The sequence below is a fragment of the Mesorhizobium sp. WSM4833 genome, from assembly GCF_055811095.1.
In genome coordinates, this window is sequence record NZ_JBVVQG010000002.1 from 361,597 (window position 1) to 378,853 (window position 17,257).

A 17,257-nucleotide genomic window follows, 5' to 3' on the forward strand; every position below is an offset into this window, starting at 1 on the left:
ACTGGTATTATCTTTGCAGCTCGAAGACGAAGTCGTAGACGTCTCCCTTGTAGCGTGTCTCGCAGTATTCCACGATCTGTCCGTCGGCGAGAAAGCAGCGGCGCTCGGTCATCAGCAGCGGTGCGCCCATCTCGCAATGAAGGTGTCTTGCATCCTCCAGCGATGCGCCGCGCGAGCGCATGCGCTGGATTGCCCTCTGAGGCAGGAAGCCGCGTGCATCTAGCGCTTCATAGAGGGAGTCCTGAACGATCTCGGGCGAAGGAAGGAAGCGAACCGGCACGGCCGAGACCTCGACGGCGATCGGCGCGCCATCGGCCGTCCGCACGCGGCGCATGCGGATTACATTGGTGTTTGCGGCAATACCCAAAGCCATCATTTCGGCTGGCGATGGACGGCTTATCTGTTTGGAAAGCCATAGGCATCCAGGCTTCAGGCCGCGCGCCAGAATGTCCTCCGAAAAGCTCGTCAGCGTCGAAAGCGATTTTTCGACCCGCGACCCGATCTCGGTTTTGGAACCATGCCGGCGATTGAGCTGCCCTTCCTCTTCGAGCAACGCCAGAGCTTTTCTCACAGTGACACGCGAGATCGACAGGGCTTCCGCCAGAACCCGCTCGCCCGGCAGAACCGCGCCGGCCTTCAAAGCGTTGGAACGGATCGCTGCCTCGATCGCCGATTTCAACCGTCGGTAAAGCGGCACATCGGAGGCTGTCGCTTCCATCTCCCGACTGACAAGCCCGATCAGGTTCACGGTTGTCATTGCTCTTCCTCCCGCGCGAGAAGCACCCAGGATCAAAACATTCCTGACTGGACCCATACTGGTATTATCAATCCGGTGCAAACGTCCCGCGGGCGGTGCCTCGTCCGCGCCGTCAGCGCACCACGACCCCTCAGCGAACCTTCGGTGACAGCTTCATGGAGATGCGATCGCAGGCAGCACGCAGGACCTCCAGAGTAAAGGCATGGCGGCTTTCACGCGTATGGCGATTGATATAGGCGACGATAATGGAGGCGACGGCGCTGCCGTCCGGTCCGATGACCGGACAGCAGATATCGGTGATGCCGACGAAATCACGGCTCTCGCGCATCCAGTAACCGTCCGCGCGGATGGTACGAAGCTGCTTTTCCAGCGCCTCTCGATCCAGCGGCGCCGGCGAATGTGCCGCACATTCGTCGATCATCCGCGTCGCGACCTTTGGCGGCTGGAAGGCAAGGATCACATGGCCGGAGGTCGCGTCGGTGGCCAGGCGGCCGTAGCCGAGGCGCAGCGTGAACGCCATGTCCTCGCCGCCGGGAACGGCCGCGGTCACGACAGTCAAGCCATGATTGAAGACGACCAGGTGCGGCGACTGATTTGAGTCCCCGGCAATCCGCGTCAGCTCGGGCATTGCGGCGGACATGAGATCCTGAGCGCTCGGCGTGTGCAGCCCCAGCTTGAAAAGCTTGTCGGTCAACGAATAGGCGTCGGTCTCGGCGTTGCGCTCGATATATTGACGCTCCTGGAGCGCGATCAGCATCCGGAAAATCTCATTCTTCGAACGACCGAGGCCTTCCGCGATCTCCTTCATCGTCAAGGGCGCCCGCGCCTCCGCCAGCAGCTCCAGGACATCCAGACCCTTCGTCAGCGCCGGGGCCGAATAGGTCGGTTTGCCACTCTCTTTTGCGTCATCTGCCATTCGAAGAATCCCCGGTGGTCCACGCACGATAGAGACAAGAAATCGGAATTGCCATTGGTTTTATATCCAAACTTGACACCATATATAAAACTGACATGATGACGGGGACAATGAATTTCGAGGCCGACCAATGACCGTACAGAGACCAGCAAACACTGTCCGCGCGACCATCACGCCCCGGAACAACAGTGTTTACACGTCGGTCGATTTCGATCGCGAGGGCAAGCAGATCGGCTTCTTCCATGTGCCCCAATCGCCGCACGACGATGCCTGGGGCACGGTCCGCGTTCCGCTCGCCGTCATCAAGAACGGCGACGGTCCGACGGTCCTGATCGAGGGCGGCAACCATGGCGACGAATATGAGGGGCCGATCGCGCTCGGCGAGCTTCTGCGCGAGATCGATCCACGGGATATAGCCGGTCGCATCATCGCGATTCCGGCCATCAACATTCGGGCCGTCGAGGCCGGCACCCGCACCTCCCCGGTCGACGGGTTGAATTTCAACCGCAGTTTTCCAGGCGATTTCAACGGCACGCTGACAAGCCAGATAGCGGCCTATGTGCATGACATCCTGTTTCCGAAGGCCGACTACTTCCTGGATCTCCACTCCGGCGGTTCGTCCCTGATGATCCTGCCGAGCGCGATTATCGAGCCCTCCCCGACCGCGCAGGGGCATCGCAAGAACATCAAGGCGACGCTCGCCTTCGGGGCGCCGACCGTTGTCATGGTCGACAATCTCGGTGAAACCCGGACCTCGACCGCGTCCGCCAATCACCAGGGGCTGATCGTCATCGGCAGCGAGATGGCCGGCGGCGGCCTTGTCAGTCCGGATGCGTTGGCCATCTGCCGCAGGGGCATCCGCAATGTGCTGAAACATGCAGGCGTCCTGAAGGGCGCGCCTGACATTGCCCCTGGCGCCAACGCACGCGTGCTCAAGGTGCCCGGAAGCGAAGGCTATCTGCTTTCCGAGGAGGACGGTGTCTTCGAACCCTTGAGCCCGCTCGGCAGTGCCGTCAGCAAAGGCGACCTTGCCGGACGCATTCACTTCCTCCACACGCCGTCGCGCGCGCCCATCGATCTCCTTCACCCGATCGACGGCATCGTTTTCGCCAAGCGTCAACCCGGCCGCGTGCGCCCGGGGAATTGCTGTTTCGTGCTGGCCAACGAATATCCGGAGGCACTGACCGATGAGCCATGAAGACATCATGGCGGCTGCCCGGCGCATTGCCCCCTTCATACGGCGCACCCCGGTCGTCAAGCTCGACCATGCCACGGGCGCGAACCTCCAAAATGATGTCTATTTGAAACTCGAATGCCTCCAGGTGAGCGGCTCCTTCAAGATCCGGGGCGCCACGAACCGGGTGAAAACGCTCGAGCCGGGCCGGATCGAAAACGGACTGGTCGCCGCATCCGGCGGCAATCACGGCCTGGCCACCGCCTATGTGGCTGCCCGGGCCGGCGCTCCCGCCACCATCTACCTGCCGAACAATGCAAGCCCGCTGAAGGCGGAAAAGCTGCGCAAATGGGGCGCTGACGTTCGCTTCGAAGGCAAGGTCTGGGATGAAGCGCATGAGGCTGCATTGGCCGAGGCAAAAGCGCGCGGCGCCTTCTACATGCATCCCTTCGCCGATGCGCAGATCGTGTCCGGCCAGGGAACCGTGGCGCTGGAGATGGTCGACCAGATTCCCGATGCCGACATCTACATCGTCGCGATCGGCGGAGGCGGCCTCATCAGTGGTATGTCCGAAGTCCTGAAGCACGTCAAACCCGACGCCAGGATCGTTGGTGTCGAGCCGACCGGTTCACCGACCCTTCACGCCTCCCTGACTGCCGGCCGTGTCGTTCGCTTGCCCGAGATAACGACGAAGGTGGCGACCATGGCCTGCGGCCGCACGGACGAAAGTATCTACGAGATCGTCGCCAAGCACGTCGACGACATCGTCCTTGTCGAGGATGCGGACATGCAGAAAGCCGCTGAATTGCTCTGGTTCGAATTCGGCATCGCCGCCGACCTCAGCGGCGCGGCATCGCTGGCCGCGTTGATGAGCGGAGCTTTCAAGCCACCGCGCGGCGCCCGCATCGCCGGGCTTGTCTGCGGCGCCGGTGTCGAAGGCCTGAACGGCTGAGGTCGAGAAAGGCCGGTCCACGCAAGACGCGGCCCGACATGGATACGGCACGAGTGCCGCGGAATACCGCCGGAATGCCTGTCGCTGGGACGGTCGTCGTGCGGGACATGAAAAAGAGGCGAAGAATCGTCCTGTCGCAACAAGAGGAGAACTGAAACATGCGCATTTCCCTGAAAGCATCCATTGCTCTGCTTGCACTCGCCATCGCAACGCCCTCGCTTGCCGCGGAAAAGGTTCTTGGACTTGCGGCAATCGACTTGCAGAACTCCTTCTTTGTCCGCATGAAGGAAGCCGGCGACGTGGCTGCCGCCGACTATGGGGTGAAATCCACCTGGCAGAGCGCCGAGGGTAGCCTGGAAAAACAGGTCAGCATCATCGAGAATTTCATCAATCAGGGCGTCAGCGCGATCCTGATCGATCCGATCGACAAGAACGCGGTCATTCCGGTGATCCAGAAAGCCACCGCCGCCGGCATTCCGGTGATCACCATGGGCAACAAGGTCGAGGCAGGCTCGAACTATTCGACGCTCTATCCGGACTACGACAACATGTCGATGGTTGCCCGCGCGCTCGGCAAGTCGCTTGGCGGCAAGGGCGAAGTCGCCCTGCTCGTCGGTTCGCGTGGCAACTTCGTGTCCGACACGCGCGAAAAAGGCTTTGTCGAAACCCTGAAAAAGGAGTTTCCGGACATCAAGGTCGTCGGCATCGAGCCGACCGGCTGGGACGCAGCCAAGGCAACGAATGCCGCCCAGACATGGCTCACCACCTATCCGGACCTGAAGGCCATCGGCTGCATCTCCGACAGCCTTTGCCTGGCAGCCGATTCCGTTGCCAGTTCGATGGGAACCCAGCTGCTCTACGGCGGCTATGACGGCGACGCCGAGATGAAGCCGCTGATCGACGACGGCAAGATGGTGATGGACGTGCTGACCGGCGCCTATCGTGTCGGCTACTGGAACATCGCCGTTGCCGCTCGCCTGGCCAACGGCGAAAAGCTGCCGCAGGATCTCTACATGCCGACCTATTTCGTGACCTCGGATGCGACGGCGGCGAAGCTCAAGGCGGATGGCCTCACCTTCGAATACATCAACACCGACAAGGAGGCGGTGGAAGCCAAGAACCATACCGAGCAACTCGGTCCCAAGGTTCCGGCGACCGCCATGACCCTGGCAAAGTAACAGCCTAAAGCGGCTCAAGCGCCGGATGACATGTCATCCGGCGTCCCCTTTTCCTGATGATCGCCGTCGCCGCTCCGTGGTGACCGCGCATGATGCTCGATAAGAGGACCGACCCATGTTCCAGTCCTGGACCTCTCCGTTACTGCGGCGCAACGAACCGGTTCTCATCGCGGTGCTGCTGGTCGCCATCGCCGTCTTCGGCTGGATCGATCCGCGTTTTCTGTCGACCGGCAATCTTGTCAGCATCGCGCAGCAGAGTGCGGTCATCGCCCTCATCTCTTTTGCCATGACGGCCGTGATCATCGCGCGCGGCATTGATATTTCCGTCGGCAGCAACCTCGCCTGTTCCGGCATCGCCGCGGGTCTTGCCTACACGGCAACCGGGTCGGCGAGCCTGAGCCTTCTCGCCGCGATCGGTGGCGGTGCCGCGATAGGTCTGCTCAATGGAGCGCTGATCGGCTTTGCCGGCATCTCCCCTTTCATCGCAACGCTCGCCTCCATGGCGTTTGCGCGCGGCCTGGCGCTCAGTCTCTCCGGCGCATCCAGCATCGCGGTCGCCGATCCGGTCCTGCTTTTCGCGGGACGCGAGACGATCGGCCTGCTGCCGGTCTCCGTCATCATCGCCGCCATCTGCCTGGGCCTCTGGTGGTTCGTGCTCAATCGAACGGTATACGGGCGCTGGATCTATGCGATCGGCGGCAATGCGGGCGCGGCGCGGGCCTCACTGGTCCCCGTCGACCTCGTGCGCATCTCCGTCTACGTGATTGCCGGTGCGACGGCCGGGCTCGGCGCGATCCTCACCATCGGCCGCCTTGGTTCGGCACAGCCGCTTGCCGGCACCGGCCTCGAATTTACAGCCATCACAGCCGCCATCATCGGCGGCACGAAACTGTCCGGCGGCCAAGGCTCCATCTGGGGAACGGCGATCGGGGCGCTGCTGCTGGGCGTCATCAACACCGGCCTGTCGTTCCTGCAGGTGCCGCAGATCCTGATCTATTTCGTCACCGCGAGCCTCATTCTGGTGGCCGTTCTCACCAGCCAGCCGGAGAGTGTCGCCGCCTTGCTCAAGGCCGGTGGCCGCAAGTCCACCCCGTCGCCCCGCAACACCGCCGCGACACCGGTCGGCAAACATAGCATCGCCTTGCGCGGGCTCGGCAAGTCTTTTCCGGGCGTCAAGGCACTCGACGGTGTCAGCTTTGCCGTCTCGGCCGGCGAGGTGGTGGGACTTGCCGGCGAGAACGGGGCCGGGAAATCGACGCTGGTGAAGTGCATTTCCGGTCTACATCGCCCGGACGAGGGTGAGATCGTCATCGACGGCAACGCCGTCCAGTTCCACTCCCCCAGCGACGCCAAGGGCATCAGCGTCATCCATCAGCATTTCAGCCTTTCGCCGGACCTGACCGTGGCGGAGAATCTCTTCATCGGCCGCGAACCGCACACCCGCCTGGGATTTCTCGACCGGGCCCGGATGCGGCGCGATGCGAAAGCCATCATGGACGAGCTGTCGCTCGATATCGACATTGGCGCGGAACTGCGAACGCTTTCCGTCGGGCACCGGCAGATGGTGGAAATCGCCCGTGCCGTTCTGTCCGATGCCTGGTTCTTCATCATGGACGAGCCGACCAGCGCGCTCTCCAACCGCGAGCGCGACCAGCTCTATGACCTGATCGACAGGCTGAGAGCTCGCGGCGCCGGCATCCTCTACATCTCGCACAAGATGGAAGAGATCTTCAGCCAGTGCGACCGCGTCGTCGTTCTGCGTGACGGGCGCTTCATCGGCGAGCGCCAGACCCGCCTGACCAGCGAGGCCGAGATCGTCTCCATGATGGTCGGGCGCGATGTCGGCGACATCTTCCCCTATCTCGAAGCGCAAGTCGGCGAGACCGCGATCGAGATCAGCAACATCTCCGATGGCAAGCTCTTGAAGTCTGCGACGCTCAGCGTGTGCAGGGGCGAAATCGTCGCGCTCGCCGGCCTGATGGGCAGCGGCCGCTCCGAAGTGCTCAGGCTGATTGCCGGCCTCGATCCCATGCATGGCGGCACCCTCAGAATTTTCGGCGGGCAGCAGACCGGCGGCGACACCAAGACCGCCAATCGCGCCGGCATCGTCTACATACCGGAAGACCGGCATCTGGAAGGCTTTGTCGGCACGATGTCGATCAGGGATAACCTGTCCCTCGCCTGGATTCGCGACAACAGTCACTTCGGCCTGCTGAGACCTCGCCACATCCTGGCTCTCGCGCGCGATCTCATCGGCTCACTCGGCGTGCGGCCGGCCCAGCCCGACAAGATGGCCATCGAACTCTCGGGCGGCAATCAGCAGAAGGTCGTCATCGGCAAATGGCTTGCCACCAAGCCGAAGATCATCCTGCTCGACGAGCCGACACGCGGCGTTGACGTCGGCGCAAAGTCCGAACTCCATCACCTGATCGCAAGATTGAAGGCCGAGGGCGCGGCGATCCTCATGGTGTCGAGCGAGTTGCCCGAGGTCCTCGGCGTTGCCGACCGCATCGTCGTCATGCGCGAAGGCCACTCTGTCGGCACGCTGGCGCGTGGGGCGACGGAAGAAGATGTGATGACGCTGGCCTTCGGTGATCGCACGATCACACCACCAGCCTGCGCACCCCGGCCAGCATCCAACCTTGCACCATGCCTGTAAGGAGGACCCTTTGAGCAAATTGAAGATCGCCATCGTCGGTGCCGGCTACATGGGTCTCCTGCATGCGCAGGTGGTTGCCGAGAGCCCTGTCGCGGAACTATCGGCATTCGTTGATCCGAACGCTGCCTCGGGAAGCAAGGCCGCGTCCGATTTCGGCGTCCGGCATTTCACCGATGCCGCCGCCGCGCTGACTGCCAATGCCGCCGACGCCTACATAGTGGCGGCACCCGATACGCTGCATGAAGACGTCTGCCGCACTCTGCTCGATGCCGGCAAGCCGGTGCTGCTCGAAAAACCGATGGCTCATGATCTTTCCGCTGCCAAGGCGATTGCGAAAGCGGCGGAGAGAAACGGCGCGCGTCTGTTGGTCGGCCACATCCTGCGGTTCGACCCGCGCTATTGCGAAGCCGCGGCAGCGGTGAAATCCGGGCGGATCGGCGAGCCGATCCACGGCAGCAGCGGCCGTTTCACCAATCGCGAAGTCGGTCTTCGCATGAACGGAAACTCGAGCGTCTGCTTCTACCTCGGCGTGCACGACGTGGATGCGCTGCAATGGATCTCAGGTTCAGACATCATCGCCGTCTACTCCCGATCGGTCGCCAAGCTCATGCCTTCGCTCGGAGTTCGCTCCGAAGACGCGATCTTCTCCACCGTCGAGCTGTCGAACGGAATGAGCGGACAGCTCTACTTCGGCTGGACGCTGCCACCGACCGTTCCGACCGGCATCTGGGCGCGCACCGAAATCATCGGCACTGAAGGCATGATCGACCTCGACGTGCGCGACCACGGTCTACGTATCCTATCGCATGGACAGTGGTCGCAGCCCGACGCCTTGCACTGGCCGACCGTCAATGGCCGCATCACGGGGGATCTCTTCGAGGAGGTCCACCATTTCATTTCCGCGGTTCGCGACGAAACCCCTTTCGTGATGCCGCTCGACGACGCCCTGCGCGCCGTCGCCGTCAATGATGCAATCCTGCGCAGCGTCAAATCAGGCCTGCGCGAACCGGTCGAAGATTGGCACATCCGATGAGAGAACCCTCATGACCCGCCAACAGAACATTTGGTGCAGGCGCTTTCTCGACCTCTCGCCGTTGATCCTGCTGGTCATCCTGCTGGCGATCTTCGCGCTCATCGACGCCCGCATCGTTTCAACCGCCAGCCTCATCAACATCGTCGCCCAGGCGACCCCGATCGCCATACTGGCGCTTGGCGCCCTGATCGTTCTGCTGACGGCAGGCATCGACCTGTCCGCCGGCGTCGGCGTCGCCTTCTGTGCCGTCTTCATCGCCAGCCTGATCGACGGCGGCGCCAGCCTGCCGCTTGCCTTGCTCGTCGGCTTTGCCGTGATGGTGGTGATCGGCCTCGCGAACGGCGCCGTTATCGCACTGTTGAAGATACCGCCCTTCGTGACGACATTGGCCACAATGGTCGCGCTGCAGGGCGCAACGCTTGCCGTTGCCTCCAAAGGCGTCCTGATGCTGAAGGATCCGACGCTTCGCGCGGTCGGCATCGAACGCAGCTTCGGCATTCCCAATGTCATTTTCGCAACGCTGCTGATCGTCGCCGTAGCAGCAATCCTGATGCGGCACAGCCGTTTCGGGCTGCGTACCTATGCGCTCGGATCGGATGCCGGAGCCGCGGAACTTGCCGGCATCCCGGTGACGAAACACACGATCCTCGTCTATTGCGCCTCCAGTATCTTCGTCTTCCTGACAGCCGTGATCATGATCAGCCGGGTGCCGGTCGTGACGCCCAACATCGGCGGGACCTCGCTGCTTCTGGACGCGATCGCCGCGGCCGTACTTGGCGGCACCAGTATTTTCGGCGGCAGGGGAACGGTGTGGGGCGCGGTCGTCGGCGCGCTGATCGTCAGCCTGCTGACGACGGCGCTTCGGGTGTTCGGCACGGACCCGTCCAGCCTCGAACTCTACAAGGGAGCAATCATCATGGTCGCTCTCCTGGCCGATTCCGGCATGACCTACGCCAAGGCCCGGCTTGTCGAGGCAGCACGATGAACGAGCCAGCTCCGGCCTTGCCGATCCCGCCTGGATCCAGCTTTGCGCTGATGACCTCCCCGGATACGGAAAGACACGCGACAGCCGGCGTGCATAAACCCGTCGTCATTCTACCGCTCGGCGCTGTCGAGCAACATGGCCCGCATCTGCCGCTCGGCGTCGATTGCTGGCTTGCGGAAGCGGTTGCGCTCGCCGCGGCGGAAGGACAGGCCTCCATCCGTGTCGCCGAACCTTTCGCCTATGGCTCGTCCGAGCATCATCGCTCCTTCTCCGGCACCATGAGCCTCAGCCCGCAGATCTTCATCGCCGTTCTCGTCGATCTCTGCACCTGCCTTGCCGAAGACGGCTTCCTGCCGGTCATGCTGAACGGCCATGGCGGAAACCGCGCCGCCATCCAGGTGGCGATCACCACCCTTGGCAAGCGTGGCATCGTCACCGCGGGTTTCTCGTATTTCGATCTCATCGCCGACGTGGCGGCGCAGGCCCTGCCCGATGCCGCCACAGGCACCGGTCACGCTTGCGCGCTTGAAACGTCGTTGATGATGCATGTGCTTGGCGACAGCGTTCGCCGCGATCTCATCCCGCCAGGCGGCACTCCGCCATCCTGGCCGGATCCTCACCTTTACGCCGCGCCGGCCGTCACCGTCTGGCGCCGTTTCGAAGCCATCCGCGACAACGGCGTCATCGGCACGCCATCGCAGGCAAGCGCGGAGGCCGGCAGCAGACTTTTCATCGCAGCCGTGGAACGCAGCCGCGCCGCCATTTTGAACATCCAATCCGAATTCGGCCAAAGGAACGCATGATGACAGTCCATTTCAAATCTTCTCTCGAAGGCCCCAACCTGCGTGGCATGGCGATCGTCTCGGAGCCGGAAGCAGCCGCCCGCATCGGCATCAACCGCATCGGCGGCGAGTGGATTGCCGGCAGCTCGGGCAAATTCCTGAAAATCGATAGTCCTTCGACGGGCGAGCATCTCGGCTATCTCTCCCTTTCCACCCGCGCCGATGTCGGTCGCGCGGTGAAAGCCGCCGAAGGCGCACGCGAGACCATGCGCAAGATGGGAACCTTCGCACGCGCTCAATTGTGCATGCGCATCGCCGACGCGATCGACAGGCGCGCCGAAGAGCTTGCCCACCTGCTCTGCCTGGAACAGGGTAAGCCCTTCCACAGCGAGGCAAAGGCCGAAGCATCGGCGGCAGCTCTCGGTTTCCGCAATGCGGCAGAGCAGATGAAGTGGCTGGAGACGGCGGCGTTTCCCCTGGCCGATGCCAACAAGCGCGCCTTCAGCTTCCTGCAGCCGAAGGGCATCTTTGCCATCATCACGCCGTGGAATTTCCCGCTCGCCCTGCCCTGCCTCTACTATCTCGGACCGGCCGTCGCAACGGGCAACACCGTTGTCTGGGTGCCGGCGCCGACGACATCGCTGATTGCCACGGCACTTGTCGAATGCTTCATCGAGGCGGGCTTGCCGGACGGCGCCATCAATCTCGTTCTGGGAGATGGTGCGGAGGTGGGCGACGAGGCCGTCGTTCATCCGGGCACCCATGCCATCGGCTTCACCGGCAGTTCCGCCACCGGCGCGTTGATCGCCCGGCGTGGCGCGGGCAAGCCGCTTCTGCTCGAAATGGGCGGCAACGGTCCGACCATCGTGCTAGCCGATGCCGATATCGACATGGCCGCCGCCCAGGTGGGGGCCGGCTGCTTTGCCAATGCCGGGCAGATCTGCACGGCCACCGAACGCGTGCTGGTGCATAAATCCATCCATGACCGGTTTATCGAAGGTCTGGTGAAAGCGGCCGCGAAGGTGAAAATGGGCGACCCTTTCGATCCCGCGACGACGATGGGGCCGATCAACAATGCGGTCGCCGTCGACAAGGTGCTCAGCCACATTGCGGACGCCCGCGCTCGTGGCGCCGAGATCGTCACCGGCGGCAATGTGGCGTCGGGTTTTGCCACCAATCTCTATTTCGAGCCGTCGATCGTCACAGGACTGACCCGGGAAAGCCTGCTCAACGTCGAGGAATCCTTCGGGCCGATTGCACCCGTGCTGACCTTCGAGACCGACGAGGAGGCGATGGAACTTGCGGCGTCCAGCCCTTACGGCCTGTCGGCCGCGGTCTTCACCAGCACCATCAAGAACGCCTTTGCCTTTGCTGAAAGCCTGAGGGTCGGCATCGTCAACATCAATGAGATGAGCTGCTATTGGGAACCGCATATTCCTGCCGGCGGCGCCGCCGGGACGCAGAGCGGCCTCGGCCGCACCGGGGGGCGGCACACGCTGATGGAAATGTGCGATTTGAAGACGATTACGGTGGATATCACCCGCTGACATCCAAGGCCTAGTGCGCGGGCTTGCCTTCGAGCTGTCAGATGGACCGGCGCAGGCTGTCGGCCATTTTCTCGCCAATCATGATCGAGGTCAGGTTGGTGTTTGCCTGGCAATCGAGCGGCATGATCGACGCATCGATAACCCGCAGCCCTTCAAAACCGTAGACCCGGCATTCCGGATCGACCACGGCCTCACCGGGCCTACCCATGCAACAGCCGCCGATCCCATGCTGCGCATCGGAAGACTGCGCCAGCAGGAAATTGTCGACCTCCTCGTCGCTTGCCGTTTCGAGCCATGACAAAGGCAGATCGGAATCCCCCAGCAGGACGCGCTCGGCGATCGCCTGGATCGGCGCCTGCCGGGCAATCTCGCCAAGGTGGCGATAGGCGATACGCATGCGCTGAAGATCCATTGGATCGTCCAGCATGTTCTCTTCCACGATCGGCTGGTCGAAGGGATTGGCGGAACGCAACTGCACGGTGCCCCGGCTCTTGGCCTCCATCAGGATCAGATTGACCATGGCCTCGCCGAACTGGGCGCTGTCGGACTCCACGCCGATACCGCCATGGTTCATGGCGACGTAGAGGATGTCGTCGCGCTCGGCACCCGGCACACCGGAACTCATCCGCACACAGCAGTTGGTATGCCGCGCGTCGACATCGGTCGCCTTGAATTCCGGCTTCAGCTTCAGTTCGATGCGGCAATAAGGATGGTCGAAGAAACCTTCGCCGACCGGCAGATCGGCAAGCACCTCGATGTCCTTTCGATTCAAGAGAGCCGCCGGACCGATGCCCGAGCGCTGCAGGATGACTGGAGAGTGGATGGCGCCGGCCGAGACGATGACCAGCGGCGCCTCGAATTTGCGAACCTGACCGGCCACGATGGCCAAAACGCCGATCGCTTTCTTGCCATCGAAAAGCACCTTGTCCACCGTCGCCTGCCCGATGATGGTGAGGTTCGGCCGGTCGCGGGCAGCTTCCAGATAGCCGTCATTGACCGACACGCGCTTGCCGGCTCGACTGTTGATGGGATAGGTGCAAGCCCCTTCGGCATCCGGAGCATTGAGATCGTCATGCCAGGGATGGCCGAGGGCCATCGCGCTTTGGCGCATGGCCTTGTCGACGCTTCCCCAGCTTTCGACAGGCGCGCGGTAGATCGGAATCGGGCCATCGCTGCCGTGAAAATTAGCCGCGATCGGGTCATCCTCCAGCCGGCAGAAGAAGGGCAGCACGTCGGCTCCCGACCAGCCCTTGCATCCGACTTCCTCCCAGCGGTCGAAGGCATGGAGCACGCCGCGAATGGCAATCTGCCCATTGACGGCCGTCGAACCGCCAAGCCCCTTGCCGCGCCAGTAGACCCGATGCTCCTGCCGCTTGGTGCGGCGAGCCATCAGGTCGGGGTACATATATTGTTGCTGAAAATGATCGGGAAGCAGCAGGTTGAAGGGATTTGGACTCGCCATCTCGGCAGGTTGCTCGCCGCTCCGGTAGTCCGGCCCCGCTTCCAGCAAAAGCACGTTCGTGGCCGCATCTTCGGTGAGCCGGGCGGCAAGGACAGCCCCGGCTGCGCCGGCTCCGACAACGATGACATCAAAGGGCATGCCGCACTCCCTACATCCGACCAATGCACGGCTCACTCGACCGCGACATCATCTTTGATTTCATTGTGCGCGATCATCTGCTGGCATTCAGGCTCGGCGACGGACGCCGGAACCGGCCACCTTAGCCGCCGTTGCACGACAGCAAGATCATCATGATTTGTTTTATATGTAAATATGATTTCGTATATAAACCCATCGGAAGTATCTCTTTTCACCATCTACTCCATACGGCGCGACGAGCCCCGGTGCTTTCCGTCCCCCCTGCCGGCGGTTCTCACACCGTCATCGTCCATCGCCTTTTGATGTCGATCGGCCCTCGATAAAAGCGGTGTTCGACGCGCTGCCCTTCCACGTCGCCCCCAGGGAACAACTGCTTCCATGGAAAGTTAGTCCATGGCTACACCGCCGGTGAGCTTTCACGACAATCCAAGGGAGACAAATCATGGCGACTGCAAAAAGAGCGACGACCAAGGGACTGGAGGCTTTGTTCCTCGATGGGCTGAAGGACATCTACTACGCTGAAAAGAAGATACTCAAGGCCTTGCCGAAGATGGCAAAGGGCGCCGAATCCGAGGAGGTGGCTGCGGCCTTCGAGAAACATCGCATGGAAACCGAAGGCCAGGTCGATCGGCTCGAGCAAGTGTTCGAACTTATGGACAAACCGGCGCGCGGCAAAACCTGTCCGGCGATCGACGGCATTCTTGAGGAAGGGTCGGAAATTCTCGACGAATACAAGGGCGACCCAGCCCTGGATGCTGGGCTGGTCGGCGCGGCACAGGCCGTCGAACATTATGAAATCGCGCGCTACGGCACGTTGGTCGCGTGGGCTGAACAGCTTGGCAAGAGCGACGTGGTCAAGCTCCTCAACGAGACATTGAAAGAGGAGGTCGCGACGGACGAAGCGCTTTCCGGGCTGGGCGAAGGCGGTGTCAATGAGCGCGCCCTGGAGCAAGCTGCCTGACTGGGCGTCCTGACTGATGTCGCCCCGGCAAAGCCGCCGGGGCGACTTTCGCAACCCCAACCGCGGCGTCGTCGATAGCACCTCTTTCAGATGCAATCGGACCCACCCCGATACTTCGGGGTGGGTCTGCTGAAATCACCCGCGATCAGCGGTTTTTGTGACTTTGTCCGCCAGCTTTCACGTGCTGTTCGTGGGTTCCACCACGCATGCCGGATCCATCGCCCTGCTGCCGTTGACCACCACCAGCGGCCTGCTGTTGCTGACGGTTTTTATTGTCGGCATTCTTGTGGCTCTGCTGGCCTGCCTTCACATGCTGTTCGTGGCTACCACCTTGATTGGGCATTCTTCTTCTCCTTCACAATGCACGAGGCGACGACCGCCTCGATTGCCTAAGAAGAGTCAGGCGCGAACGTTCCCTTACGTAACATTTTGTGAAGACCCTCAGACAAGCCGGGCGTTCGAAGGAGCTTGAGATGGATGCCGACCCGGAGAGCGTTGCGCCAACCTCGGGAGTAAGGTGCGTTGCACTGCCCCGCTGAATTGAAATGGGTGGTCTCGAAAGCTTGCTGGATAGCGAGATGCGCACCTTGCCACCATAATATTTCATCGAACCGCAAACGCCGTTTATGCATTTGCGCGGAACGGTGGTGCTGTTCGCGTAGGCCGCATTGGGAGTCATCAGAGGTGCATGAGAACGGCGATTGTCGAGATGGCGGTGAATGTTTTCGTCAAGCTGCGTAGCATGATCGAATTCCATCCTTGGATTCAGTTGAGGTTCAGGTTCGACCGCTCAGCCTTTTGCGGATGTCAGTCTGGCGTTGCGGCTGTGATGTTGGGCAACTCAGCGTAATTCAGCGTGAAATAACGATCATCGTTCCCCGGTGTCTTCGCATGATCGTCGAGAGATGATTTCCGGTCTTCGCGGCCCGTGCATCCGGATGGCTGTCAATGGAGGCTCGGCAGGCGACCCGCTTAGGCAATGTCGTCGGCCAGGGCTGCAAGGCCCCGCCGACACAGAAGCTCGCCGCGGGATAAGGCTGGCCGAGGCAATTGAGAGAAGTAGATCAACCGTCACCTTGCAGGAACCGCCAATGCGATCTGCCTGTTAGCCTGGACGGACCCATTCCACCGCAATTCACGTTGAGATCACGCGGAGCACTGCAAAGCATGCGTCATAAGGGAGGAACCCGACATGACGCTCAACATCAATAAGCCGCTGCGTGTAGCCCCAGTCGAAATTTCAGCTCGCGAAACAGCCTCATCCTTCGCGGTTCGGTCTCCGCGCCTCCTTGCTTGGCGCAGCGCGTTAACGGCACGGATGTCTGGCCCTGGGGGAGCCTACAATGTCGGCAACCTCATTGGTCTTTGTCAGGGGATTACGGCGCAGATTCTCGTATCCGGCGATCTGAACCAACTCCTCTGGACAGGCGCGCCGGCCGCCATCAGCCATTATTTGACGGGCAATTTCGCTGCGATCGCAATGACCTCGGCGACGGCGATCTTCTTCGCCAGCGGCGAGATCTACCATCGCGCCTGGAACGGGCGTCTCAAGCCTAGGGAAAATCTCAACCGCCTGGGTGATTTCCTGTCCGGCGTTGGTGCCGTTTGCCTTGGCCTGGCCCTGTTTGAACTTGGCCATCCGTTGCTGGCGTTGACATCGGGCCTGCTTCATTCCGTTGGAAAATTCGGCAGTGCTTGCCACCGACCCGGTGTCCGGATCCTCAACTTGTCGGAATACGGCCCCGACCCGTTTCGCGTCATGGTCCTTCTCAGCCGGCTGCCGGCCCTCATCGCCGCCGGGACAGAACTCTGTGCATCGCTGTTCAAATTCGAAGTCGAACAGCCACAGCATTGGTCTACGCCCGCCAGCCTTCTCGTTTGTTACCTGCTCTGGTCCTGGGCTGACCTGCTTCTGTTCCGATCGAGCCAACCTCGCGCAGCCCGCGATCATTCCGCCGGCTGATCAAGCTTCGCTATTCCAACCTCATTTGGAGAGACACCATGTTTGGATCATCATCCGACAATTCCGCAGAACAGATCGGCCGCTCCTATCCCTTGCAGCGACGCATCGGCACGATCTGCGTTTTCGGCGGCGCCATGCTTGGCAACGATCCCGACCACGCCCGTTGCGCCACCATCCTTGGCGAGACGATAGCCGCAGCAGGTATTCGCCTGGTCTATGGCGGTGGCTGTGATGGCCTGATGGGCCAGGTGGCTATTGCCGCAGCAGAAGGGGGTGGAACCGTGATCGCGATCACCCCGCAGTTCCTGATCGAGCGGATGAGAATGCTATTATCGGGATGCCAGACGATTTCAGTTCCCGACATGAGTATCCGCAAACAGCTCATGTTCGACTACGCGGATGCATTTGTAGCCTTGCCTGGCGGCATCGGAACCGTTGAGGAACTGACCGAGGTCATGACGCTTCGCAAGCTGGAAAGGCACTGCAAGCCGCTGGTCCTGGCGAATTTCAAAGGCTTCTGGTCACCACTTCTCGGCGTCTTCGAGAGCATGTCTGAGGCTGGCTTCATGAACTCGTCAACCCGATGCACGCAAATGGTTTCGGCAACCCCGGAGGCCATCCTTCCGCTTCTTCAGCGCAGCGTCAGTTTCGAGCAGAACGAACCGCCAACGCCCGTCCTGCTGCCCACCATCCCCGTCTTGCGCAGATCACATATATCGAGTGCTGGCCCCGGATAGATCGCGAACCAAA

The 17,257-nt window shown here is 61.8% G+C and carries 15 protein-coding genes; 11 read left to right on the top strand and 4 right to left on the bottom strand.

Annotated features, from left to right (window positions below; genetic code table 11):
- Positions 1 to 7: 7 nt before the first annotated feature.
- On the bottom strand, positions 8 to 757 hold the full coding sequence (locus AC0L2D_RS04975; RefSeq protein ID WP_473540498.1) for a GntR family transcriptional regulator: 750 nt from the start codon (positions 755 to 757) through the stop codon (positions 8 to 10).
- Positions 758 to 887: 130 nt separating this feature from the next.
- Positions 888 to 1,673, bottom strand: coding sequence for an IclR family transcriptional regulator (locus tag AC0L2D_RS04980; RefSeq protein WP_024503981.1), 786 nt, complete (start codon positions 1,671 to 1,673; stop codon positions 888 to 890).
- A gap of 130 nt (positions 1,674 to 1,803) precedes the next feature.
- On the opposite strand from AC0L2D_RS04980, the gene AC0L2D_RS04985 reads away from it, so the two are divergent.
- From AC0L2D_RS04985 to AC0L2D_RS05020, 8 genes are all read left to right on the top strand, one after another.
- Complete coding sequence (locus tag AC0L2D_RS04985) at positions 1,804 to 2,871, top strand: succinylglutamate desuccinylase/aspartoacylase family protein (protein ID WP_013530437.1); 1,068 nt, start codon at positions 1,804 to 1,806, stop codon at positions 2,869 to 2,871.
- A complete protein-coding gene (locus AC0L2D_RS04990; protein WP_013530436.1) occupies positions 2,861 to 3,799 on the top strand; it encodes a threonine ammonia-lyase in 939 nt (312 codons plus the stop codon). Before AC0L2D_RS04985 ends, AC0L2D_RS04990 begins: the two co-directional genes overlap by 11 nt.
- Positions 3,800 to 3,957: 158 nt before the next feature.
- Positions 3,958 to 4,977, top strand: coding sequence for a sugar ABC transporter substrate-binding protein (locus AC0L2D_RS04995; RefSeq protein ID WP_473540499.1), 1,020 nt, complete (start codon positions 3,958 to 3,960; stop codon positions 4,975 to 4,977).
- A 115-nt stretch (positions 4,978 to 5,092) separates the two neighbouring features.
- Positions 5,093 to 7,636, top strand: coding sequence for an ATP-binding cassette domain-containing protein (locus AC0L2D_RS05000; RefSeq protein WP_473540500.1), 2,544 nt, complete (start codon positions 5,093 to 5,095; stop codon positions 7,634 to 7,636).
- A gap of 10 nt (positions 7,637 to 7,646) precedes the next feature.
- The gene (locus AC0L2D_RS05005; protein ID WP_013530433.1) at positions 7,647 to 8,669 is read left to right on the top strand and encodes a Gfo/Idh/MocA family protein; all 1,023 of its coding nucleotides are present in this window, start codon (positions 7,647 to 7,649) and stop codon (positions 8,667 to 8,669) included.
- A gap of 10 nt (positions 8,670 to 8,679) precedes the next feature.
- The gene (locus AC0L2D_RS05010; RefSeq protein ID WP_024503985.1) at positions 8,680 to 9,654 is read left to right on the top strand and encodes an ABC transporter permease; all 975 of its coding nucleotides are present in this window, start codon (positions 8,680 to 8,682) and stop codon (positions 9,652 to 9,654) included.
- Positions 9,651 to 10,457, top strand: a complete 807-nt coding sequence (locus tag AC0L2D_RS05015; RefSeq protein WP_013530431.1) for a creatininase family protein — start codon at positions 9,651 to 9,653, stop codon at positions 10,455 to 10,457. The genes AC0L2D_RS05010 and AC0L2D_RS05015 overlap by 4 nt, the downstream gene beginning before the upstream one ends.
- Positions 10,457 to 11,983 (top strand): aldehyde dehydrogenase family protein, encoded by a 1,527-nt coding sequence (locus AC0L2D_RS05020; RefSeq protein ID WP_473540501.1) that lies wholly within the window; start codon positions 10,457 to 10,459, stop codon positions 11,981 to 11,983. The genes AC0L2D_RS05015 and AC0L2D_RS05020 overlap by 1 nt, the downstream gene beginning before the upstream one ends.
- Positions 11,984 to 12,020: 37 nt before the next feature.
- Here the strand turns inward: AC0L2D_RS05020 and AC0L2D_RS05025 are convergent, their stop codons facing one another.
- Positions 12,021 to 13,583, bottom strand: a complete 1,563-nt coding sequence (locus AC0L2D_RS05025; protein WP_473540502.1) for a GMC family oxidoreductase — start codon at positions 13,581 to 13,583, stop codon at positions 12,021 to 12,023.
- Between the two features lie 442 nt (positions 13,584 to 14,025).
- On the opposite strand from AC0L2D_RS05025, the gene AC0L2D_RS05030 reads away from it, so the two are divergent.
- The gene (locus tag AC0L2D_RS05030) at positions 14,026 to 14,544 is read left to right on the top strand and encodes a YciE/YciF ferroxidase family protein (RefSeq protein ID WP_013530428.1); all 519 of its coding nucleotides are present in this window, start codon (positions 14,026 to 14,028) and stop codon (positions 14,542 to 14,544) included.
- 145 nt (positions 14,545 to 14,689) lie between these two features.
- Here AC0L2D_RS05030 and AC0L2D_RS05035 read toward each other — a convergent pair whose 3' ends face one another.
- Positions 14,690 to 14,887, bottom strand: coding sequence for a hypothetical protein (locus AC0L2D_RS05035; RefSeq protein WP_473540503.1), 198 nt, complete (start codon positions 14,885 to 14,887; stop codon positions 14,690 to 14,692).
- An 849-nt stretch (positions 14,888 to 15,736) separates the two neighbouring features.
- Between AC0L2D_RS05035 and AC0L2D_RS05040 the strand changes: the two genes are divergently transcribed.
- Together AC0L2D_RS05040 and AC0L2D_RS05045 are read left to right on the top strand one after the other, a co-directional pair.
- Positions 15,737 to 16,507, top strand: a complete 771-nt coding sequence (locus tag AC0L2D_RS05040; protein WP_473540504.1) for a hypothetical protein — start codon at positions 15,737 to 15,739, stop codon at positions 16,505 to 16,507.
- 38 nt (positions 16,508 to 16,545) lie between these two features.
- On the top strand, positions 16,546 to 17,244 hold the full coding sequence (locus AC0L2D_RS05045; protein WP_013530425.1) for an LOG family protein: 699 nt from the start codon (positions 16,546 to 16,548) through the stop codon (positions 17,242 to 17,244).
- Positions 17,245 to 17,257: the final 13 nt, after the last annotated feature.